Raw genomic sequence first — 22,729 nt, 5'->3', positions numbered from 1 at the left:
AACCTCCATTAAAGCCGAACGGCGCCAAGCAACGACTGGAACAAGGTCTGCGACGTTTGAATAATTTGCGCCGAAGCCTGATAAGCTTGCTGGTATTTCATCAGATTGGCCGCCTCTTCGTCCAAATTCACCCCCGACATGGATTCCCGTCGTTTCTCAATCTGGTCGTATGTATTTTCTTGCGCCGTCATCTGAATTTCAGTGCCTCGAACATACATGCCCACGTTGGCAGACATGGCAGAATAACCACCAAGCAAGGATTCAGTGGCCTCGCCCGATTCATCACTGAACAATAATTTCTTGGACTGGAAGCTGGCCATGTTAGCGATATTGGTATTGTCCCCTTCGCCGGCTGGCTTGGGAACCGCAAGCTGATCAATCCCCGTCACAGCGTCCTCGTATTCAGCACGCGTAATGATGCCATCACCGCTGGTGTCCACCGCATCAAAACGGCTGGTAGGCGTATTGCCAAACAACTGGTCAAATCGATCGCGCAAGGTCACCCCATTGATGGTATTGGCCGGATCAGTGTTATCCAGATCATTGGTGGTCACCCCAAGCCGATCTTTGAGATCCGGGAACGAAGGAATCGCCGACTGGCCTCGTGTGGCCAAATCTTCGGAATTGGTAATTTTTTGCTCCAACTGATCCAAGATGTCACGGTGAGGTTTTACCAGAAAACGATCACCGTCGATTTTGGTGTGCCCGCTCAAATCAAACTGCAACCCATCGATCTGAAAAATATCAGGATTGCCCGGATCGACGGTGGGCGTGATTTGTTCGCCCGAAGGCTGAGCAAAAAATTCATACTGACCCTCGACCACACGAATTTCATAATTCTGTGCCTTGAACTGACCAATGGCATCGAACGCGGTCTGCAACTGCCCGTTTTTTTCGGCGTAGGTGCCAGGCTCGACCGGGTCATAGGGCGGCTTGGCCGCGACCGTGGAGTCGAGCGGGTTAAAACTGACGCGGATGGCAGAACCGTCGCGCACATTGTCACGATCGGCCATGACGTTGGCTTCCAATTCGGAAAAAATTTCCCGACCAACGTTACCGTTGAGATCATAGCCCTGGTAATGCTGCCAGTTTGACGAAGCCACCAGACCATTCAAGGTCATGCCCAAGTCATTCATGGCACCATCCAGCATGTTGCGACGAAAATCCAGCACACCGCCCAGTTGTCCGCCCATGACCGAGTCACTGATGTTCACATCCCGGTTACCCAGTCTTAAAAACACCTCGGTGCGATTGTCATCGGTGAAATCGCTTTTTTTGGTGCTCACTGTGGTCAGGGTATTGTCACTGATCAAGGGGTAACGTCCGTCACCGGTGTGGATATCAATGCGACCGTCCTGTTGACGAAACGTTTTGATATCCATGTAACCACTGAGTTCTTTGATGGCCTGGTCACGTTGATCCAGCAAGTCATTTGGCGCCTGCACACCGACCTTGACCGCGCCGGAAATCTGTTTATTCAACTCGTTGATTTTAAGCAAGCGGTTGTTGATTTCTGTCGACAGGTCTTCAATCTGATTGTTGACTTGTTTTTCACTTTCTTTGAGCACATTACTCAAATTCGAAAGCATGGACTCCATGTTACCCACCGATTCAATCACTTGACGGCGACTGGTCGGGTTGGTGGTGTTGTTCGACAGGTTCTGAAAGTTGTCAAACAACGTCTGCATGGATTTTTGAACGCCTTCATCGTTACCGGCCACGATCCCTTCGATTTGCTGGGACAAATTCAACTGCTCGGTATAGCGCTCTTTCATGGTGTTGGTGTTCACCAGTTGGTCCTGGATGTAGGAAGCATAGACGCGCTCAATGGTCGACACCCTCACACCAGCGCCCAAAAAGCCGCCGCCAGTCATCGCAGGGGTGTTACTGGAAAATTCGGCACGCTGACGGTTGTAGCCTTCCGTGCCCATGTTACTGACGTTGTGGCTCGTGACCTCGATCGCGCGCTTGAACGCATTGGAAGCGTTGGAGCCGATGGTTAACATGTCAGCCATAATCGTGTCCTTTTCTGGTCAAATGGTCTCAGCCAATTCAGCGCGACCGTTTGTTTTACCCTGTCTCATCTTAATCACTGAGCTAGGGCCCGCATCTGCAGTTGTTGTTCGGTGGTCGCTACCGAGTTCTTTTTCGCCGGCTCGCTCACCTGGGTCTGTTGAGCAATGTAGGCCTCTTTAGCGGCCTTATGCTCATTCAGCGCTTCCGGTGACAGGGATGCCAGTTTTGGCGAGAGCTCTTCGACTATTTTATCGGCCAGCCCGAGCGATCCTTTAGAACCCAGGTCCTGCGCCAATTGCTGGTCATACCAGTCTTTGTAAAAATCGGCGTTTTCCCCATCCATAAATTTATCATCAAAACTGACTTGACGCGACTGCTTTAGAATCTGCGCCAGAAACATGGACTCGAACTGTTCGGCTACCGGGCGCAAAGCTGCCTGCTGGTCGTCCCTCGCCTGGTTTCTCAGTTCCTGAAAACCGCCACTGTTGCCATAAATCTGTTTGTGCGCCTGCGGGGCCATGTCCATTTTTTGCGATTCGAATACACTCATGACTCGCTCCAGTTAAATGACCATCAGTTCGGCTTTCAGCGCGCCGGATTGCTTTAACGCTTCCAGGATCGCCACCAGATCACCGGGGGCGGCGCCCACTTTATTCACCGCCTGCACGATGTCGTCAAGCGTCACGCCCTGTGGAAATTTGAACATGCGGCCCTCGCCTTCCTGCACCGCCACATTGCTGTTGGGGTTTTGAGCGGTCTGGCCGCCACCAAAGGCGTTGGGTTGGTTCACATCCGTGTTTTCATCCACCTTGACTACCAGATTACCATGGCTCACCGCTGCGGCCGATACCTGAACATTAGAACCGATGACCACGGTGCCGGTGCGCGAATTGATGATGACCTTGGCCGCTTCCTGCCCCGGTTGCACCTCGATGTTTTCCAGCACTGACAAAAACGAAACGCGCTGATCCGGCACCCGCGGTGCCCGCACTTCAATCGACTCCCCATCCAGAGCGAAGGCCGTGCCTTCGCCCAAAGCTTCATTCACAGCCTTTACCACATTGGTGGCCGTCGTAAAGTCGGCTCGATTCAAATTCAGCGTGATGGTATTGCCCAGATCAAAGCCACTGCTGACCGTTCGCTCGACCGTCGCACCACCGGGCACGCGCCCGACACTGGGCACATTGATGGTAATTTTGGAACCGTCCGCGCCGGAGGCATCCAACCCACCAACGATCAGGTTACCCTGTGCGACCGCATAGGCTTTGCCGTCCAGCCCTTTCAGGGGCGTCATCAAAAGCGTCCCGCCTCGCAGACTTTTGGCGTTGCCAAGCGAGGAAACAGTGACGTCAATTTTTTGACCTGGCTTGGCAAACGCCGGCAGATTGGCATTAACCGCCACGGCGGCAATGTTTTTGGATTCCGGATTAGTGCCAGGCGGCAGATTGATGCCGAATTTGTTGAGCATGCTTTTCAAACTCTGGGTGGTGTAACTGGTTTTGTCACCGGTCCCATTCAGGCCGACCACCAGCCCATAACCGATCAGCTGGTTATCACGCACCCCCGCCACACTGGCGACGTCCTTGATGCGTTCGGCCGCGGCACTCAAAGGCAGCCAGAGCAGCAGGGTAATAAAAAGTGTTTTTCTGGTAAGCATGGAGTTCCCCTTTATGAAAACGCCGTCAATATTATTGTTATGCCAAAATACCAAAGCACAGCTTATGCCAGTCAGGCTATTTTTTTTGCAAAAAAGGTAAAGTTCTTATCCGAATGGACGATAAGAATGGGTGGCAAAAAAATGGGGCAAAAATTGCCCCCAAAGACCAGAAAAAAACTATGTTTTCACCAGGCCTGGTGAAATAAGGGCCCTAAGACAGAGCACCTTGGAAAGAAAAAACCGACCTGCAAAAAGGAGAGAGTGAAAAACAGGCCGGTAAAACCGTAAATTCTATGTTGCGCCTTCTTTTAGAAAGGCCAGTATTTGTTGAGTCCTTTGGTGACGACGCCTGGACGGTTGGTATCACCCGACATGCCCACATCTTTATAAATCACGCGCGCATCCGCCACCTTGTTGGAAGCCACCGTGTTCTCAGGGCTAATGTCCTGCGGACGAATGATGCCTGCGAAGCGAATGACTTCACTGCCATCGTGCACTGTGATCCATTTTTCACCCCGTACCACCAGGTTGCCATTGGGTGACACTTCTACAACGGTCACCGCAATGGAGCCGGTCAAGTCAGAGTTTTGTTTGACGTTTGCATTACCACTGAAGCTGCCATTAGAACCGTACCCGATGCCAATGCCCGTTGGGTTGCCCGCAGCAAAAGGCGCCGTGATCGGCGAGGTCAGTGCCTGACCGAAAATATTCACCGGCGTTGTGATACCAAAGTCCTGTTGATTAGTTTTGTCATACTGCGCTTGATCTTTTTTCTGCGCGTCAAAACTTTCATCAAGGTTAATGGTAATGATGTCACCAATCCGGTGGGCTCGCGCATCGTTGAACAGTGACATGCTGTTAGCAGTTTGATACAAAGATCCATTCTGAGGCCCTTCCTGCTGCGCGGTGTTCACCGGAAAGCTCGGCTCATAACTGAATTTTTCCAATCGTTCCGGTGTGGAAGAACATCCAGCCATGAACCAACCGGTTGCGGCGACTAAAGCCATTTTCTGAATCAAGTGTTTTCTGGTCATCGTTCTTTCTCCCTGTGTTCAGTCGGAAAGTATTTTTTTATTTTTATACGTTATTGTTGAGGTACTGCATCATGCCATCGGCCGCACTGATGGCCTTGGAATTCATTTCATAGGTTCGTTGCGCCTCGATCATGCCGATCAGCTCATCCACGGTATTGACGTTGGAGGATTCCAGCGCTCCCTGCAGCAGACTGCCCGCTTCTTCCGTTTCCGGCGGTTTGACATTCGGTGGCCCACTGGCCAAGGTTTCGGCATAGAAATTCTGCCCCAGTGCTTCCAACCCGGACTGATTGACAAACGTTGCCAGCTCGAGCTGCCCGGCGTTGACCGGCTGAGGGTTGCCTGGTTCTTTGTAAGACACCGTGCCGTCCGAAGCAATGAAGATTTCGGTCGAGTTAAGCGGGATGTTGATGTTCGGTTCCACCAGGTAACCGGAAGAGGTGACCAGATCGCCGTTCTGGTTCATTTCAAATGAGCCGTCGCGGGTATAGCGAAGGTTGCCATCCTGGTCCAATACCTGGAAAAAGCCACGCCCTTCAATCATCACATCCAACTGGTTATCCGTCACCATGGCGTTGCCCTGCGTATGCAGCTTCTGCACGCCCACGGCTTTCACACCGGTCCCGACCTGCAGACCGGATGGCAAGGTGTTGTCTTCGTTCTCCGTCGCCGAAGCGCCTGGCTGACGGACATTCTGGTACATCAGATCATCAAATTCCGCCCGCCCGGTTTTGTAACCATACGTGTTGGCGTTGGACAGGTTGTTGGAAATGGTCGCCAGACGAAAATCCTGGGCTTCCAAACCAGTCTTTGCAACGTAAAGGGCTCTGTTCATGTCAGTCTCCTGGTCTTAATACACGATTAGGACAGCTTCACAATGCTGTCTGAGCGTTCACTGTGCGTTTTGGCAGTGCTCATCATCTTGACCTGCATCTCATATTTACGTGAGAGTTCGATCATATTGGTCAGGGCTTCCACCGTGTTGACATTGCTGCCCTCCAGTGCGCCGCTGACCACTCGAATCGGTGCCTGATCCAGCCCCTCTTCACCCTGATAACGAACGAAACCATCTTCGCCTTTTCGCAATTGCTGGACATCCGGTTGCACCAGACGAACCTGATCCAACAGAACCGGCAAATTATTGGGGGCGTCCGCTGGAATAAACGAAATGGCCCCATCATCACCGATGTGCAATGATTTATGGGGTGGGATGTTAATCGGCGCTCCGCCTTCATTTAGAATCGGATTGCCTTTGACATCCACCAGATCGCCTGCCGGTGTCACCTGCATCGACGCCGATCGCGTCAATGCTTCGGTGCCATCGGGGGCCTGGATCGCCATAAACCCGTTTTCCTTGGTCATGAGATCCAGATCTCGCCCAGTGACTTTGACCGGCCCCGGTGTAAAATCGGTGGCCGGACGCTCGTCCAGAGAATAGGTACGGGTGTGCCAACCCGGGCCATCCATATGCTGTGCACGGAACTGGTTAAAATCTTTTTTAAACCCATCCGTGTTCGCATTGGCCAGATTATTGGAGTTATTGGCCTGAGAAAGCATGGCTTCTTTGGCCCCACTCATCGACACATATAACATCCGATCCATACCTGATCTCCGGTCTAAAAATTCGAAAAAGAGACTGACAAGAAATGAAACCTGCCAGTCTGATAATGACACGTATATTTATATATTGCGTGTGTCAAGTTCCCTTGTGTTTTAGCGTTCATTGCTGAGCCAGTGTCAAAACTTTGTTGCTTCAATCACTCGCTCAACAGTTACTTAGCACCTCCCGTGCCAAAAGTAGAAAAAATTTATGCTAAAGCCTAAAAAAAATGGCCGATAACATCATTAGCGGGCGTGCAAACAAAAAAAGCCGGTTTGAAAACAAACCGGCTTCATTCATTGACCGTCCAGAGTTTCTTACTTAGAGCTGCAGGATAGTCTGTGTCAATGTCTGTGACGTCTGAATCACCTGAGCACTGGCCTGATAGGTGCGCTGTGTCTGGATCATATTGACCAGTTCCCCGGCGGTATCAACGTTGGAATACTCCAAGGTCCCGGCATTGACCGTACCAAAGCCATTATTCTGCGGCGTGCCTAACTGAACAGCACCAGAGCTGAAGGTTTCGGCATAGGTCTGACCGCCCAGTTTTTCCATGGCGTTTTTATCATTGAAGTTTGCCAGAGCCAACTGTGCAATCGGCACCGAGCGCCCATTGGAATAACGTGCCTCAATCACACCGTCCAAACTGGTGGTCACCCCAACGAGGTCACCGACGTTGTAACCATTCTGAGTCACCCCCCTCAGATTATAATCCCCAGCGAACTGAGTCATCTCCGTAAAATCGGCATCCAACGCAATACGCTGCTGAACGTTTTCTGAACCAAGTGGGTCCTGAGCCCCAGTCAATGGCGCGTCGATCACAAACTCAATCGGACTGGATCGACCAATGCTAACCCAGCCTGGGGTCACGTTGGTGGCGCTTTGCAATGCTTCACCCGGACCAATCACCGTTGTATCATTCAAAATGGTTTTACTGTAGACAGGGTTATCCAAATCGGGTGCCGCCGTGGTGGGCTGACGCATGTCGATCAAGTCCCCGTTGGTATCAAAGCGCATTTCAAAGATTTGCCCGGCATCGTCTGTGGGGTTACCGGCATCGTCAACGCGGTGACCACTGGTCTCCCACTCTCCGGTTTCTTGGTTAAAATCTTCAATGGTGTACTGGACCATCCATGACGTGTATTTTTCGTTCAAGTCATTGGACGCTGAGCTGGCCTCGACCACATCTCGCTTGTAGAAATTCGTCGTAACACGATGCTCCCCGCCCAACGTATCATGGATGATTTTGTTGGTAGTAAAATCTGGGAAGCCACCGTATTCACCATTTTGCTCCGGGTTGGTCAATTTCAACATATTATTGACGTTGTTAATCATGGAGCTGTAACCGGAGTTCAGTATCTTGGCCCCCCAGCGTCCGGCGGTGGAGCCGGCAATGGCAGACCCCAGACTGGCAGACCCCGCGCCGTTGGTCAAACCATTACCCAGTGCATCAATGGCCTGGCTCGCTGCCTGAATGGCGGAACCAATCGATCCCGTACCATTGATCACCGATCCAAGATCAAACCCGGATAACTGGGCATTGACCGTCGAGCGCGCTTCCGCATTGGTCAGCGCCACACCGGAAAAACCACCCTGAGAGGCAGGCGTCACCAGAAAGTTGTATAGGGCATCCCCCGAGTCACGAGTCACATCATTGATCACCTGCTGCACATCGTCCCCGTCAGGGTCAAAGTTAGGGTTTTCCTGACCGTCCAGATTGATGTCAAACGTCATTTCATCGGTGGGTCGAGGGCGCTTGTTCAACTCATCCATATCAATCGAATCCAGTGTGGTGTAAAACACCGGATTGGTCTCGGTTGAAAGCTCTTCGTTCAACAGATACCCCTGGACCTTATTACCGTTCTGAGAGGTCAAATAGCCCTCTTTGTCCAGTTTAAAAGAACCATTTCGGGTAAAGACATTATCAAAACGACCGGTTTTATCTTCCAGCACAAAGAACCCTTCGCCGTCGATGCCCATATCCAGATCGCGGCCGGTGTCATTAATGGTCCCGTTGGTAAAATCCTGGGTAATGCTTTCCACACGCACACCGTTACCGGGTGAGTTCTGCGCACCATAGAACATATCGGAAAATTCCGCTCGTGAGCTTTTAAACCCCACGGTTTGGGCGTTGGCGAGGTTGTTGGAAATCACCCCCAAGCCTTTGGATGCGGCGTTGATCCCACTAACGGCTGTTAAATCGTATGCTGAGCCCATGATTGTCTCCTTGTGTTTAGCCGCTCATATCTGAGCATTAAACGTTTGTCTTTTTATGTTTGTTTGGATTAATTAACTGATTTCACGAATTTTGTTCAGGTCAACCCGCTCACCTGTGGCCAGCGTGGCTTTCATCGTGCCCTCATCACTTAATGATATGGAACGCACTTGAGAAGGCACGATGGTGTCAATGGATTGCAATTCGCCTTCTTCGTCCGAACCATACACAGTCAAAGTGTATTCGCCGCTGGGCATCGGATTGCCTGAGCTGTCTTTACCATCCCAGTCCACTATTTTTTCACCCGCATTCAAGTCATCCTGGAACAGTTCACGCACCGGGCCGTTTTTGTCGGTGATCACGATGGTAACGTCCTCAAGCGGTTGATCCAGCTCCATACGAATCTGAGAAACCTGCCCTTCTTCATGCGACATCTGGTCGCCTTCGGCCTGAACATTCTTGCCAATCAAGGCGGCCGATTGCATCACCTGCATGCTTTGGAACCCGGCGGTCATCGCCTGCATAGAGCTGTTCATTTTATTGGTCGCTTCGAGCTGACTCATCTGGGTCAGGTCCGTGACAAAGTTGGTTGGATCCATGGGTTTATTCGGATCCTGATTCTGCAGCTGCGTGGTCAGCAAGCGCAGGAAATCGGCTTGTCCCAGTTCTTTGTCCGGCGCATTGCGATTGGCATTGGTTGCCTGTTGCATCGCTTTGACATAATCCGTGTTCTGCTCACTGCTAATGGGAAGTTGTGCCATGTGTCACCTCCTATTTCCCAAGCTGAATCGTACGAAGAATCAGCTGTTTTGAGGTGTTGAGCACCTCGATATTGGTTTCATAACTGCGCTGGGCGCTCATCATGTTGGCCATTTCTTCCACCACATTGACGTTAGGGCGAAAAATATAGCCCTCGTCGTTCGCCATCGGATGATTGGGGTTGTATTCCATTTTCAGCGGCGCTTCGTTTTCGACGATGTCTTTCACCCGTACGCCCCCTTTGGGTTCGCCGGTCTGATCATCCAGAATCGTCTCAAACACCGGCTGCTTGCCGCGATAGGTTTCTTCGGCATTGGAGCTGATGCTGTCGACATTGGCCATGTTGGAGGCCACGGTGTTCAAACGCACCGTCTGGGCATGCATCCCACTGGCGGAAATATCAAGCGTTGGAAACATTGACATGGACTACCTCCTTATTGGCTGCCCAAGGCACCTTTGATGCCTTTGATCTTGCTGTTGATAAACTCCAGTGTGGCCTGATACTGCATGGAGTTTTCCATAAACTGCGCTTTTTCGATGTGGGCTTCCACCGTGTTGCCATCCAGCGCCGGTTGCGTCGGTTGACGGTATTTAACAAAACTGTCGGTGGTCATCTCCGCAAACCCGGCAATATGACTACTGTGGGTCCGCTGCATATCCGGCTTGCCACTGGGCTTCATGCTCAGCTCGTCTGACGCCTGCTTCATTTGCGCCCGCCAATCGATGTCACGCGCCTTGAAGTTGGGCGTATCCTGGTTGGCCAGGTTGTTTGCCAACAGCTTCTGTCGGGCCGTGCGGACATTGAGCGCCTGTTCGTGAACACCAAAGATTGAGTCCATGATCGTGTCCTTTGTTTTTCTGGTGAATGACAGCTGAGGCTTTTTTCAAACCTGCTGCAACGATTTATTATTATTTTGTAAAGACACTAAGCAACGACGGTGCCAAAAAGACGAAAGAAAAACTAAAGCTTTGCAAAAGCGACCGCTATCGGCCGGTTGATCAATTTCTTTAGCATTTTTTTAAAAAAAAGCGGCAAAAAATGCAGCGCCGCCGCCAAAACAGGCAACTTTTGCCCGAAGCAGGGTGCGCACAGTAGAAAGAAACAAATCCGATGTCAAAGAGAGAGGGAGGAGAGCAGGCCTGGTCAAAAACGCATCCCGGCCTGTGTCAAAAAACCGTCAAGATTACCAACTCTTGACCAGGTCACCGATTTGAATGCGCTCTTCTTCGCTCACCAGCTTGGCGATGGCAAAGCGGGACTGAATGCGCTGGATTTCGATGAAACCGGCTGGCTGGGTATCGGTACCCAGTTCAATGCCCTGATAGCGGATGGGCCGGCCGACCAGGCGATAAACCGAAAGCTGATCGCCGGGCTGAGCTCCGGATTCCGAAGATAGGAACAACACATACTGGTCATCCCGAATGTCAATAATGCGTGAAGTCAAAGGCTTGCACTTGACTTCATGGTACACATCCTGAACCTGTTCATGCAAAAGACGGTGAAACACCATCCCTGTGTCGGTATTGAAAAACGCGCTGGTACCAAACGGCTTGTCACGCCCAACCGTGACATCGCCTTCAATGTTGAAACCATGACGCTTTTGCCATACCTGCTTGCGCGCCACCAGATCTACCAGGTAGGTTTCCACTTCAATAAAACGGGTGTTGGGTTTGACTTCCAGGTTGTATTCACGCTTGATGTCGTTCCAGATACCAGGGTCGTTATTGCCTCGTGACAAGGAACGTATGACGGTGAGCATCACATATTGAGCGCCGGTGCGTTCCCGAATGGCTTCAATGCGCTCACGGTCAAGATTGGGACGCACCACCCCCCGTGTATCAATGGGAGCGGCCATGTCCAGCTGCTCCAGGTTCTGATAACCGGCTTCGCGCAAACGCCGCACAATCTCCTGCTGATAGCCGGGCAAAAGGCGTCGGATGTCGCGGGCTTCGTATTCGTCGGTGGTCACCACCGGTGCGACCGCCAGTTTGGCCTGAAGATGATTGCCAGGGGTTTTGCTGCAGGCCTGAGGGTCTTCGGTCAGACAGACTTCCATTTTGACCTGATACAGTTTTAACTTTTCCAGCTCTTTGGGGTCGCGGATTTCGTTGCCGTCCTGGTCGAACAGATCGTCAAAGCGTGGCGGTTCCACGCCCTCTTCCACAATCAAATAGTCCTTGACCTTAGACTGAGAGCTGAAACGCGTGCGGTCGTATTTGAGTTGGTAATTTTCTACCCGTTGATTGGAAGAAATTTTGACATTCGACATCATGGTGGCTTGTTTCAGCGCATCACGAATCGCCATTTGACGGGCAAAGGCTTCCGGTTTGCCATCGAGTGTGGCCACGCCTGTGACCACCACGCATTTTGCCTGAGCCCCTATGGAGGCAATCAGTCCCAGTGCCAGACACACGGCCTGCGCCAGACGACCCCATCGTTTCATCAGGAGGCGGCCTCTTCCTGTCGATGTGCTTTCACGACTTCAATGCGGTCAATAATGGTTTGGGCAAGCTCTTCCGGGTGCCATTTGGACATGAATTTGTTGGCGCCGACCTTCTCTGTCAGAGACTCGTTAAAGCCGCCACTGAGCGACGAGCTCAGGATGACATACAAATCAGCCAAACGTGGGTCTTTGCGAATATTGGTGGTGAGGGTATAACCGTCCATTTCCGGCATTTCGATGTCGGAAATCACCATTAAGATCCGCTCCGAGACTGGCGGCGCGATGTCTTTGTCGGCGTCGTCGGCCCATTTCTTCAAAAAATCCAGCGCCAGACGCCCGTTGGTGACGATTTTACTGCTGATGCCCAGTTTTTCGAGGGTCGTTTTCACCTGGTTACGCGCCACCACCGAATCATCCGCTGCCAGCACAAAGAAATTTTCGCCTTCAGTTTTGCCCTGATTCTGATGCAGAAACTCTTCTGACATTTCTTCCTGATGCCCCGACACCTCGGCCAGGACTTTTTCCACGTCCACGATTTCCACAATCTGGTCCTGAGCGCGGGTAATGCCGGTCAGATAATTCACATTCTGGAGGGAGTCCGGCGGCGGAAGAATGTCTTCCCAGCGCAAATGCACAATGCGATCCACGTCTTCAACCAGAAATCCCTGTACCGAGGAGTTGAACTCGGTCACGATGGTTAAAGAATCGCTGTATTTGTCTTCCGGGACCGGCGGCAAATCCAAAGACTTGGCCAAATCAATCATCGGCATGGTCTGGCCACGGATGTCGGACACGCCCACCACACGATGGTCGGACTTGGGCACAGGCGAAATCTCAGGCGTGCGAATCACCTCTCTGACCTTAAACACATTAATGCCGAACAGTTGATTGCCGTGAATCTTGAACAACAACAGTTCCATGCGGTTCATACCCGCCAATGAGGTTCGTTGATCAACGCCTTTCAAAAAACTTGACATGGAAGCCACCTTTTTCAGTCCCGGTCCGCCTTGACGGAGTTGGAATCATTCTGATAGTTCGATAATATAACGCAAATCCGAGGAGACAAAAACGCTTGTGTCTCCGCTTGCCCATTCAAAAGGACACGCATGTTGCGTCTTGGTTCCCGACTCACGACCCGTCGATGGTCTCTTTTCCTGATACTGACAGGTTGGATCTGTCTGGGAATCGTTACTGCCCTGCCCTCTAGCAAAGCCTTTGCCAACTCAGACAATTCGCAAGCCGTTCAGGACTTTTCCCGCATTTATCAGGCCATCCGTTCCGACATCGAAACCAAACTGGATGGACATTTGCATCAGGCCAAAATTGACATCAGCGAAGTCTCCAGCCGTTTAAAACTGGATCGATGCCAGAGTGAGATCACCATTCGCGACCGACGCCCAGAAAAAAAAGCGGGCCGTAAAACCTACGAAGTCCGGTGCGAGTCGCCACAGTGGCAATTTTATGTCACCGCACAAATCACCGGAAAGTTACCCGTGGTCAAAACCACCCGGGCCATTCTAAAACAAGCCGTGATCCGTGAGCAGGACGTCAAAATTGATTACATCCCTTACAACCGGGTTCGACGCGACACCATCATTGACCTGGAGACGGTGGTGGGCATGCGTGCCAAGCGCGCCATCGGTCCCAACTCGACCTTGACTGCCCGCCAGCTCCAGCCGCCCTATCTGGTGTTTGAAGACCAGCCTGTCAACATTGTGACCGAAATCGGCAACATCCGGGTGGAGTCAGCCGGGATGGCATTGAAAAGCGCCACGCTCAATCAACAGGTCCCGGTACGCAACTTATCCTCGGATACCGTGATAAAAGGCATAGTAATTGCTCCCAACACAGTTAAAGTGCCTTAAGCCCTAAATCGTCCTCATTTGCAGGCCTTAAAAAAGTCGAAAAATCAGGTAAAGTTTACCGATAACGGCCGATAAAAATTGTAGAGTTCGATCCAAAGGCTTAAAATAGCAGAAACATTAGGAGTCGGTCATGGACATCAAAAGTCTCAACCAGAATGTATTAAACAACAATCGATTGGACAACCAGTCGAACGCACAGCGACAGAACGCGGGCGGCACAACGTCCAACGCTTCAACATCAGCGTCAGACAAAGTCACGCTGACTGGCGTTTCCACTCAGGTCAAAGAACTGGAAACCAAAGTTCAGGCGTCCGAAGTGGACAACAGTGAGCGTATTGCGCAATTGAAAGCAGCCATTCAGGAAGGCCGTTACCAGGTGGATGCCGACCAGGTTGCCAGCAAGCTCATGGAAACCGAGTACATGTTGAGCCCACGTTAAAAACAGGGCATCGTTTTCCTTTAAACAGGTGACACCCCATGCCAGACAAGGCCAAACAGTTCAGCGCCCAGGAAAAGCAGACTTTGACCGGCTCGCTCACAACCCTGCACGCGCAACTGGAGGCCTTTCAACAACTGCTTCAGCAGGAAGCGGACCTGTTAAAATCCAATGATCCGGACGCATTGACGTCCATTGCTCAACAAAAAGCGCAGGTACTTGACGAACTCGAACCGGCGCATCACGCCCTTTGCCAGCTCCTCAGCCCAGACCAGGATCAAAGTCTTGACTCACTGATTCAATCAGATTCCTTTCAATCTCTGCCAGAGGTTCTACAAAATAAGTTAACTAAAGCGAATCAGCTGGCTGAAGCTTGTCATCAATTGAACCTTAGCAATGGCATGACCATCCAGGCCCTGAACAATCTCAACAGTGGACTGATCTCGGCCCTGGTCGGCCAACCCGGATCCTCACAGACATACGATCCCAAAGGGAAAAAATCGGCTTATTCGCAAGGCAACAACTCTTTGGGCAAAGCCTGATTTTTTACCAGGCCTGGTCATTTTTCACCTTCCCATGCACACTGAGTGTCAAAGATTTGGCTTGGTGATTGCTAGTGATTCGGTCATAATGAAACCATTCGGATAATCAGAGAGACGCGCATGAGTTCACGTAACAGCCGATCATTTTATCGCATCGATGTGATGCTGCCCTGCAGCTACCGCATCATCACGGCCGAGGCCGCTGAAAAAAACCCGATCCCGCATCAGCCCGATGCCAACTACATTGAAAAATACTTTTTGGAAGATTTCGGAGAACTGGAACAGCAGATCCAGGACGTCATCGGTGAAATCGGGCAAAAGAGCGGTCTGGTCGCCACAGCATTGAGCGCTCTCAATAACAAAATCAATTTCATGCTGCAAACCATTGACCAGAAACAACTGGTCGCTGCCATTCCTCAGCGTCTGGTGAATTTAAGCGCCGGCGGCATGGCGTTCAAAGTGCAGGAAGACGTGGAACAGACTGATTTTGTCGATCTGCTGTTGCAGCCTTTGGCCGATGAGTCCCCGATCCTGGTGCGCGCCAAAATTGTCAAGATCATCCCGGATACCAATGACCCCAGCAGCAAAACCATTGCGCTGGAGTATCTGAATCTGACCGAGGAAGACCGACGCAAACTGGTTTACTTTATTCAGAGCAAAGAAATTGAGTACGCCCACAAGGATAGTTCAACCGGTGTTCATGGTCATCAAGGCTAACCCAAGGAAACGTAGCCTGACCACCTATGCGAATCGTCCCAGTGTGCAAAAAAAGCGCTCAATTGAGCGCTTTTTTGTTTGGTTTGGTGGAATATAAAGCAAAGCAGATCGCCCCCATTAAGGATAGGTATAACGCAAAGGCGCGTTGCCCCGTTGTAAGCGCTGCCTGGGGTCCTCCGACTTCTCCAGTTTTGCCTGTATTTCCTGTTTAAGCGCGCGCATTTCACTTAAGCCGCGCTGCATCTGCTGCTGATACTGCTGATTTTGTTTTTGGTGTCGTTCCATCAGCTGCGCATGCTTTTGCACTTTGCTTTCCAAAATGCGCACCCGCGTGCTGATGCTTGCCGCCTGAGCAATGCTCTGAAAACCGAACATAGCTGCGACAATGGCGACCACCAGTGTTTTCTTTTTCATAGTCTCCCCTTAGGCCTCTCAATTTAAAGCCCTGGAAACGCTCAGCGTTTTTTACTGCTTAACGAATGGCAGTTAATCTGATGACACAACTCTTCAGTGGTCATGGTCAGCTTTTCTTCGTTGTGGCTATAAACAAATGCTTTTTCAAAGAAGCTTCGGTCAATATACACTTCCAACACCGTTTCATAGTTTTGATCCGCCATTGGGGTGACACTCACCACTCGAGCGCCTCGCACCATGGAATTCACACGTGCACGAAAGCTGTCATTACGAGCGGTCAGCGTTGCAATGGTTGTATTGGAGTCGATTTTGATCCCATTGAGCTGCTCAGCCAGTGAACGATACGCATCCAGTTTGGCGGAACGAATCGCCATCAGACGACGTTGCCCATCCGTAAATCCTTCATAGGTACTTTCCGCACCGTACCCCACACCGGTCACTTTGATCAGTTCCGGCTCCACTGCACTTTTGGGAACCTGATAAAGTGTCTGCACCGATTCGGCTTTGGCTTTTTGCTCGGCCTCAAACGCCTTCATGCGCGCTTCCACCGCAGCATTCACTTGCTGCTGAACCGTCTGGGCAGAAGGTTGTGTTGGGGCGGGTTGAACCGGCTTCTGGCTACAACCAGCCAATGCAAGTCCACACGCCAATGTTGTGGCCATCAGAAAGGGGTGTTTCATAGTCATGACGTTTCTCCTGTCAGTGTCTCTCTAAAAACTCAGTGTTTCAAACAGATCATTCACGTCTTTGTCGGAAGCCAGGCGCTGCCCGGATTCCTGAAAGACTTGCTCAGCACGACTTGTATCACACGCACTGGGGTATTTCTGACAACGCAGTTCCTCAACCCGATACTCAACGCTGGCATCCGCCGACTTGGCCAGTTGACTGGTTTGATAGTAGTCGGGCTGGTAATAGGTTGTTTTCTGATTGTGTTCATACAATTTGTAGGCCCCAACCACGGCAGCGGCGGGCAATAACACGTTTGGTTCAGGCGGCGTCAACGAACACCCCTGCAACGCCAGCGCCAACACACTGGTAATTGAAATGGATTTGAATGCTTGCATACAGCCTCCCAAGGCCTGTTAGTTCATGCCATCAAAATAAGGACTGGCCGGCGCATGGTATTCATAACGGTCCGGCGGGAGATTGGGTGAATGCAATCCATCCCCTTTGGGTTTTTCCGCTTTACCGTCTTTTTTATCGGCGTCTTTGCCAGATTCTTTGGCCTGAATTGATTCGATTTTTCGTTGAACCTGATTTTTTTCCACCGTTTTCACCGATTGCAATAGCTGCTTGTATTGCGCCTGCAAAGACTTGACTCGACGGTTCACTTCGGCAATGCGCCGCTGGCTGACCACGACCTGGGAGTTCACCCGGTCCACCGATTGGGTCAATTTGGGTGCCAACTGTTCGCTCAACTGATTGAGCTGTGACGCATTTAATGCAACCGACTGACCGGGTGGCGCTGACTGCTGAGCTGCCTGCTCCGATGAATCGGATTTTGACGGTTCACCGGTCTTGTCACTCGCTGCGTCACTCAAATCATTGCTTGCCAGGGCTGGCTGACCGTCCAATACATCGCGGGTCAGTTGTTCCACCTGAAAACTGACGGCGTCAATCTTTTTCTCCAGGCTCTTAATACTTTCTTTATTGGTGTTAGCGGCAATCAGGTTTTCGCCTGCAGCCGTATGAATGTCTTCGATTTTATTTTGATTTTCTTCACCCAGCCCCTGTCCGGCTGACAGCGCTCCCCAGGTGGCGATACCAATCCCCACCAGCACCAGTACAAGGATGATGGAGCCGAAAATAATGATCAGTTTTTTGAGTTCTTCCATCTGGGTCACCGTCAATGTTGAGTTCGGTTGTTGTTGTTTCTGTCGAGCCGCCCGCCGGTTCAGCAGTTGCTCTGCAGCGTCGTCGGAGGCATCCGGGTCAGGAATGTCATCCATGACATTGTTCGAGGTTGCCGTCTGAGGTTCGGACATGGATTCCGGTTCAGGTTCTGGCGTTGGTTCCGGCTCTGAAGCTGGTTCTGGTTCTGGTTCTGGTTCTGGTTCTGGTTCCGGTTCCGGCTCAGGTTCCGGCGTTGGCTCAGGCTCGGGTTCTGGCTCCGCAGGCAAGTCGTCCAGTTCGTTTGATGCCTCGTCGTCTGACGCGTCGTCCGAATTCGCGTTCTCCTCGGCGGTCACCGCTTCGAGCTCCGCTTCATCGAGCAGGGCGTCAATGCTGTCCAGATCATTGGGATCTATGCTATTGTCTTCTTGCGCCACACGCCTGTCCTTGGGTTCATCTTTGAATCAGGCGGTTCTTAAAAAATTTAGGGCCGAAACGCGTCAAAAACGCCTTTGTCCAACCAAAACGCCTTGGATTGAAATGCGAATTGACCGTTTTGGTTTCGCTCCACTGTTCCCAGCGGTGTTTCAATCTGAAGCTGGTTTTGCGCAAAGCCCTTTTCAAGAACCGTTATCACGGTTTCACCCAAAGCATAAAAGGTGCCAACTTGCGCGGAAGACAGCCCATCATGGCGGTTTGAACGCACAGAACGTGCAAAAAATGCTGGCAGAATGGCCGAGGTGGCCTGCCAGTCGGGGAGGGTTTGTCGAAATTCTGACACAGTCGGCAATGGCGCAGGCAGCCAAAAATGCTGCACATCCGGTCGGCCATAGTAAGCCAGCAATGGGGAGACCTGAATGGCCTGTGAGAGCTCGCCAACGGTCACCAGCGTATCAAGGTCCTGGCGCGCACGGGGTTCGAAAGACAGTTCACGCTCAAGGGTGCGAGACAACCAGCCTGCCCTTCCCTGCGATTGGCGGACATTCAGCGCCTGGGCCAGACGATGACGGCGACCGGGCTCGAACCATTGCTGATGCAGACGAATGGCGTGAGTGTCCTGGGCTGGCGATTGCTGCCAACTTAACCAGGCCTGGTCAAATTGGTCTTTCAGCGTGCGGTTATCGGGGGTGTTCTGCCACCAGATCAAAGGCTGACTCACCCCGAAATGCTGCGTCAGAAACCGGAGCGATTGAAGCTTGTTTAACCCCAAACTTAATGTCTGAACGTGGCCGGGCACAGAGCGCGCGCCGGGTTCCGGCTCATTCAAAGCCAGCATGGGCACCTGACGATTCCAATCCAGAGCCTGCGCCACCAGCGAAGACTGCAACGGACCGATGATCAGCGTGGGTTGTCGAAGCGATAGCCAGTCTGCCAATTGCTCCGGTCGCTCGAACACAGCCGTATCAACCAGTTCCAGTGTTCCATTTATGCCATAACGGGAGCGCGCCGAAAGGATGCCGTCATAAATCGCCTGCCCAGCTGGCCCCAGCTCACCACTCACTGGCAACAACAGAAGCATTCGCGCCGGATCATATACAAAAGAGGCTGAGGGCACGCGAGCGGATTGAGACGGGTCACGGCTTAATTGCTCAAACTGTTGGCGCAGACGGCGATAGCGCTGGGTCAATGTTACTGGCAACTGAGTGCTCCGAGCGACCTGTCTGAATGCATCCAGAGCGGCCCGCATCGGTCCAACATCCTTTTCTTCCAGAGCCAGTTGTGCTTTAAGCAGAGCAATTTCCGCGTCCAGCTCTTGCAGGCTGGCAGGCGATTGAGATTCAACCGACTGGGCGCCCACCGGTAAAAACGCGGCCCCCAGACACAGGCTCATGACCAAGGCAGAGACATGGCACCAGTGAAGTCGTTTTCCAGTGCGCTTAGCGCTCGTTCTTAAGCGACTTGGAGACGATTTCATAAACATCCGCAGACAGGGTTGACTCAGAAAGCAACGCTTCCAGAACCTCACGCATCAAACCTTGGCGAGGCGAATCAAGGCGACGCCACTGGGTCAAAGGCGCGCACAAACGTGCAGCAACTTGAGGGTTGATGCTGTCCAGTTTGTGAATCTGTTCCCCCAATAGCTGATACCCCTGTCCGTCTTTCTGGTGGAACCCATAAAAATTCTGCCGGGCAAAAACCCCCAGAACACTTCGAACCCGATTGGGCGTTTGGTAATGGAAATCCGGATGAGCCAGCAGAGCACGTATCTGCTCAATCACATCACCCTGGCGGCTTTTTGCCTGCAAAGCAAACCATTTGTCCAGCACCAATGGCTCATGGCGCCAACGTTGATAAAACACTTGCATCGGCTCTGTTCTAAGCGAATCGTGGTTCACAGCCTGCAACGCAGCCAGCGTATCGGTCATGTGAATGGATTGCTCAAATAATCGTTTCGCCAATTTTGGCCCTTCCGGCAAGCAGGACAGGTAGTGCAGACACACTTGTTTAAGCTTACGCTGAGCAAGCGCACGGGCGTCGTATGCATAAGGACCGCGATCGTGCAAACGTTCATAAAGTTCTCGCCATGCGGTTTCAAACGTTTGCGCCAGGCACAACTCCACCCCTCGATACGCTTGCCAGACCGCATCAACCGGAATGGGGTCAAACTGCTCGCACACATAATCCAGATCCGGCAGGGTTAACGCCAACGCCTTCAGGCCCAGATCCAAATCAGCCTGATCCAGAACATCCAAGATGGCTTGTTCAAAGGCAGGGGCCAAGGACACCGAGTCTCCGGCTTCAACGGCCCTGACCGCCTTGATAATTGTTTTTAATGCCAGCGCCTGAACCGACTCCCAGCGCACGAAGGCATCGTCATCGAATCGGGCCAACTGGCTGCGTTCCTGATCGGAGTGGTCGGTTTCCAGAATGACCGGCGCGGAAAAGTCCCGCAAAGCAGAGACAACCGGACGAGCTGACAGTCCTTCAAAGGTCAACGTCTGCTGCGTGTCTTTAAGAAGAAACACCGGACCCTTTTCCGTCTCCAGCAAGGCGTCGCCGGTCGGCTTCATTGGCGCCGGTTCACCGTTCTCATACCAGAGCTTTAACCCAACCGGGATCGGCAGTGGACGCTCTGAATCACTTTTATCATTGCGCTGGGTCCAACTCAAACGCAACTGCTGCGAGGCTTGATCATAGTGACTGCTCATCTGAACGCGCGGGGTGCCTGGCTGCACATACCATTCGTGCATGGCAGACAAATCCATTCCATTGGCATCGGCCATGGCTTGACGAAAATCCTCGACAGTGACCGCCTGACCGTCAAATCGCTCAAAATAAAGGCGCATGCCTTTTTGAAAACCGGCCTCACCCAACAGCGTATGATAAAGCCTTACCACTTCGGCTCCCTTTTCATACACGGTCAGCGTATAGAAGTTGTTCATTTCAATGTAAGACTGCGGCTGGATCGGGTGTGCCATCGGCCCGGCATCTTCCACAAACTGGTGACTGCGCAAGCGCTTGACATCCTCAATACGTTTGATCGCGGGCGAAAGCATGTCCGCCGTGAAAAGCTGGTCTCTGAAAACGGTTAAGCCCTCTTTCAGGGTCAGCTGAAACCAGTCCCGGCAAGTCACCCGGTTGCCAGTCCAGTTGTGGAAATACTCATGCGCGATCACCGATTCAATGCCTTCATAATCGGTATCCGTCGCGGTTTCGGGTCGCGCCAGAACGAATTTAGAGTTAAAGACATTCAACCCCTTGTTCTCCATCGCCCCCATGTTGAAGTCATCGACCGCCACGATCATGTAGGTATCCAGATCATACTCAAGTCCAAAACGACGTTCATCCCATGCCATGGCTTCTTTCAGAGATTGCATCGCATGATCGCACTGGTTCAGGTTTTGTGGCTCCACAAACAGGTCCAGCGTAATCGTACGCCCGCTTTGGGTGATAAAGGTGTCGCGAACCCGCTCAAGATTGCCGGCCACCAACGCGAACAAGTAACTCGGTTTGGGGTAAGGGTCATGCCAGACCGCATAATGCTGCCCATCTTCCAGTTCGCCTTGTTCGACCAGATTCCCATTTGCGAGCAAATAGCGGTTGTCTGATTTAGGCGCGATGATCCGCGTGGTATAAACCGTGAGCAGATCAGGGCGATCGGGAAAGAATGTGATTCGGCGAAACCCCTCGGCCTCACACTGCGTGCAATAGTTACCGCCACTGCGATACAGCCCTTCCAGTTCCGTATTCGTCTGAGGCGAAATTTCCGTGACCACCGTCATTTCAAAAGCTGTCTTTTCTGGCGTGAACAGAATTCCCTCATCATCTTCATGATAGGACACATCATTGGCGGGGGAACCATTCACAGACAACGCTTTTAACGTGATCCCGTTTCCATGCAGGCGGATGGGTTCACCCAGCGTCACTTCATCAAATCGCATGACATTGGTCACGCGTGTGGCATTCGGGGCCAGCTCAAACGTTAAATCCACCGTCGAAACTGAAAATGAAAGGGGGCGATAATCCGTCAAGAAATGTTCTGTGGGCTGGGTCATGCAATCCTCAAATCTAATAATTCTATCCCGGCACAGAGCCCCTCAGAGCTCTTCAACCGGTACCGTACGATGATCATGGTCAACCTGAAAACAAAAAAGCCTTTTGCCCGCCAGGCAAAAGGCTTTGATGATCGCTCAAGAATGAGTCAATGCTTAATAAGCAAATTCAGCACGACGGTTTTTGGCCCAAGCTTCCTCGGTCGAACGTGGATCAATTGGGTTTTCTTCACCATAGCTGATGATGTTAATGCGTGTTGCACTCACACCTTCGGCCATCAATGCATTCTTCACCGCATTGGCACGACGTTCACCCAGCGCCAGGTTGTACTCGCGTGAACCACGCTCGTCACAATAGCCTTTAACCGTCACCGTGGCGTCTTTGTTAGCATCCAGATAATCAGCCTGACGCTTGATCACACCAAAATACTCGTTTTTGATTTCAGACTTGTCGAAATCAAAATGAACACGCAACCCTTCCAGCGTCGCTTCTGCTTCCGCCTGAGCTGCTTTTGCTTCTTGTGCAGCGGTTTCCGAATCAACCGACTCAGAGGTAGCCTGACCGGTCTGTGTCGCGCCCGCATCACCGGCTTCGTCGGTTTTTGGGGTGCTGCTACAAGCGGTTAAAAAAGCGCCCATAAAGGCAACCATAAATAATTTTTTCAGTGCCGAAACTGTCATTGCATGTCCTCGCTTATTCTATA

General features: G+C 51.7%; 23 protein-coding genes. 4 read left to right on the top strand and 19 right to left on the bottom strand.

The genetic code is table 11. From position 1 onward, the window contains the following. Nucleotides 1–8: 8 nt before the first annotated feature. From flgK to AVO41_RS08805, 12 genes are all read right to left on the bottom strand, one after another. Nucleotides 9–2,015, bottom strand: coding sequence for a flagellar hook-associated protein FlgK (flgK, locus tag AVO41_RS10880; protein ID WP_068585786.1), 2,007 nt, complete (start codon nucleotides 2,013–2,015; stop codon nucleotides 9–11). A 74-nt stretch (nucleotides 2,016–2,089) separates the two neighbouring features. Next, on the bottom strand, nucleotides 2,090–2,566 hold the full coding sequence (locus AVO41_RS08855; RefSeq protein ID WP_068585783.1) for a rod-binding protein: 477 nt from the start codon (nucleotides 2,564–2,566) through the stop codon (nucleotides 2,090–2,092). A 12-nt stretch (nucleotides 2,567–2,578) separates the two neighbouring features. Then, nucleotides 2,579–3,673 carry a flagellar basal body P-ring protein FlgI gene (locus AVO41_RS08850; RefSeq protein WP_068585780.1) on the bottom strand — a complete coding sequence of 365 codons (1,095 nt, stop codon included), beginning with the start codon at nucleotides 3,671–3,673 and terminating at the stop codon, nucleotides 2,579–2,581. A 308-nt stretch (nucleotides 3,674–3,981) separates the two neighbouring features. Beyond that, the gene (locus tag AVO41_RS08845) at nucleotides 3,982–4,707 is read right to left on the bottom strand and encodes a flagellar basal body L-ring protein FlgH (RefSeq protein ID WP_068585777.1); all 726 of its coding nucleotides are present in this window, start codon (nucleotides 4,705–4,707) and stop codon (nucleotides 3,982–3,984) included. 43 nt (nucleotides 4,708–4,750) lie between these two features. Beyond that, on the bottom strand, nucleotides 4,751–5,542 hold the full coding sequence (flgG, locus tag AVO41_RS08840; protein ID WP_068585774.1) for a flagellar basal-body rod protein FlgG: 792 nt from the start codon (nucleotides 5,540–5,542) through the stop codon (nucleotides 4,751–4,753). A gap of 26 nt (nucleotides 5,543–5,568) precedes the next feature. Beyond that, on the bottom strand, nucleotides 5,569–6,309 hold the full coding sequence (locus tag AVO41_RS08835; RefSeq protein ID WP_068585769.1) for a flagellar basal body rod protein FlgF: 741 nt from the start codon (nucleotides 6,307–6,309) through the stop codon (nucleotides 5,569–5,571). 319 nt (nucleotides 6,310–6,628) lie between these two features. Further along, nucleotides 6,629–8,524 carry a flagellar hook protein FlgE gene (locus tag AVO41_RS10875; RefSeq protein WP_068585766.1) on the bottom strand — a complete coding sequence of 632 codons (1,896 nt, stop codon included), beginning with the start codon at nucleotides 8,522–8,524 and terminating at the stop codon, nucleotides 6,629–6,631. 72 nt (nucleotides 8,525–8,596) lie between these two features. After that, a complete protein-coding gene (locus AVO41_RS08825; protein ID WP_068585762.1) occupies nucleotides 8,597–9,283 on the bottom strand; it encodes a flagellar hook assembly protein FlgD in 687 nt (228 codons plus the stop codon). Between the two features lie 10 nt (nucleotides 9,284–9,293). Then, nucleotides 9,294–9,704: a flagellar basal body rod protein FlgC gene (gene flgC / locus AVO41_RS08820; protein WP_068585759.1), complete on the bottom strand. Its 411-nt coding sequence runs from the start codon at nucleotides 9,702–9,704 to the stop codon at nucleotides 9,294–9,296. 11 nt (nucleotides 9,705–9,715) lie between these two features. Further along, entirely contained in the window at nucleotides 9,716–10,120 is a 405-nt protein-coding gene (gene flgB, locus AVO41_RS08815; protein WP_068585756.1) for a flagellar basal body rod protein FlgB, read from the bottom strand. A gap of 345 nt (nucleotides 10,121–10,465) precedes the next feature. Continuing rightward, complete coding sequence (locus tag AVO41_RS08810) at nucleotides 10,466–11,725, bottom strand: flagellar assembly protein T N-terminal domain-containing protein (protein ID WP_068585753.1); 1,260 nt, start codon at nucleotides 11,723–11,725, stop codon at nucleotides 10,466–10,468. After that, nucleotides 11,725–12,702 (bottom strand): chemotaxis protein, encoded by a 978-nt coding sequence (locus AVO41_RS08805; protein WP_068585752.1) that lies wholly within the window; start codon nucleotides 12,700–12,702, stop codon nucleotides 11,725–11,727. Before AVO41_RS08805 ends, AVO41_RS08810 begins: the two co-directional genes overlap by 1 nt. 129 nt (nucleotides 12,703–12,831) lie before the next feature. Here AVO41_RS08805 and flgA point away from each other — a divergent pair, with 129 nt between their 5' ends. The 4 genes from flgA (at nucleotide 12,832) to AVO41_RS08785 (ending at nucleotide 15,285) form a co-directional block, all read left to right on the top strand. Continuing rightward, the gene (gene flgA, locus AVO41_RS08800; RefSeq protein ID WP_082676681.1) at nucleotides 12,832–13,590 is read left to right on the top strand and encodes a flagellar basal body P-ring formation chaperone FlgA; all 759 of its coding nucleotides are present in this window, start codon (nucleotides 12,832–12,834) and stop codon (nucleotides 13,588–13,590) included. A 130-nt stretch (nucleotides 13,591–13,720) separates the two neighbouring features. Then, a complete protein-coding gene (flgM, locus tag AVO41_RS08795; RefSeq protein WP_068585749.1) occupies nucleotides 13,721–14,029 on the top strand; it encodes a flagellar biosynthesis anti-sigma factor FlgM in 309 nt (102 codons plus the stop codon). Between the two features lie 38 nt (nucleotides 14,030–14,067). Next, nucleotides 14,068–14,568 carry a flagella synthesis protein FlgN gene (locus AVO41_RS08790; protein ID WP_068585745.1) on the top strand — a complete coding sequence of 167 codons (501 nt, stop codon included), beginning with the start codon at nucleotides 14,068–14,070 and terminating at the stop codon, nucleotides 14,566–14,568. Between the two features lie 120 nt (nucleotides 14,569–14,688). Continuing rightward, complete coding sequence (locus tag AVO41_RS08785) at nucleotides 14,689–15,285, top strand: PilZ domain-containing protein (protein ID WP_068585742.1); 597 nt, start codon at nucleotides 14,689–14,691, stop codon at nucleotides 15,283–15,285. Between the two features lie 117 nt (nucleotides 15,286–15,402). Here AVO41_RS08785 and AVO41_RS08780 read toward each other — a convergent pair whose 3' ends face one another. The 7 genes from AVO41_RS08780 to pal all read right to left on the bottom strand — a co-directional run bounded on the left by AVO41_RS08780 (nucleotide 15,403) and on the right by pal (nucleotide 22,706). Next, the gene (locus tag AVO41_RS08780) at nucleotides 15,403–15,699 is read right to left on the bottom strand and encodes a DUF1328 family protein (protein ID WP_068585739.1); all 297 of its coding nucleotides are present in this window, start codon (nucleotides 15,697–15,699) and stop codon (nucleotides 15,403–15,405) included. A gap of 41 nt (nucleotides 15,700–15,740) precedes the next feature. Beyond that, nucleotides 15,741–16,385 carry an LPP20 family lipoprotein gene (locus tag AVO41_RS08775; protein ID WP_235584716.1) on the bottom strand — a complete coding sequence of 215 codons (645 nt, stop codon included), beginning with the start codon at nucleotides 16,383–16,385 and terminating at the stop codon, nucleotides 15,741–15,743. Nucleotides 16,386–16,409: 24 nt separating this feature from the next. Then, the gene (locus AVO41_RS08770; RefSeq protein ID WP_068585734.1) at nucleotides 16,410–16,763 is read right to left on the bottom strand and encodes a hypothetical protein; all 354 of its coding nucleotides are present in this window, start codon (nucleotides 16,761–16,763) and stop codon (nucleotides 16,410–16,412) included. An 18-nt stretch (nucleotides 16,764–16,781) separates the two neighbouring features. After that, entirely contained in the window at nucleotides 16,782–17,969 is a 1,188-nt protein-coding gene (locus AVO41_RS10795; protein WP_068585731.1) for a hypothetical protein, read from the bottom strand. A gap of 47 nt (nucleotides 17,970–18,016) precedes the next feature. Then, nucleotides 18,017–19,447 carry a penicillin-binding protein activator gene (locus tag AVO41_RS08760; protein ID WP_160326791.1) on the bottom strand — a complete coding sequence of 477 codons (1,431 nt, stop codon included), beginning with the start codon at nucleotides 19,445–19,447 and terminating at the stop codon, nucleotides 18,017–18,019. Continuing rightward, a complete protein-coding gene (gene pepN, locus AVO41_RS08755) occupies nucleotides 19,410–22,028 on the bottom strand; it encodes an aminopeptidase N (RefSeq protein WP_068585725.1) in 2,619 nt (872 codons plus the stop codon). The genes AVO41_RS08760 and pepN overlap by 38 nt, the downstream gene beginning before the upstream one ends. Nucleotides 22,029–22,181: 153 nt before the next feature. Beyond that, the gene (gene pal, locus AVO41_RS08750; protein ID WP_068585721.1) at nucleotides 22,182–22,706 is read right to left on the bottom strand and encodes a peptidoglycan-associated lipoprotein Pal; all 525 of its coding nucleotides are present in this window, start codon (nucleotides 22,704–22,706) and stop codon (nucleotides 22,182–22,184) included. Nucleotides 22,707–22,729 lie beyond the last annotated feature (23 nt).

This window comes from Thiomicrospira sp. WB1 (genome assembly GCF_001507535.1).
Classification (GTDB): Bacteria; Pseudomonadota; Gammaproteobacteria; order Thiomicrospirales; family Thiomicrospiraceae; genus Hydrogenovibrio.
This window is presented reverse-complemented; position numbering and strand designations above follow the sequence as displayed.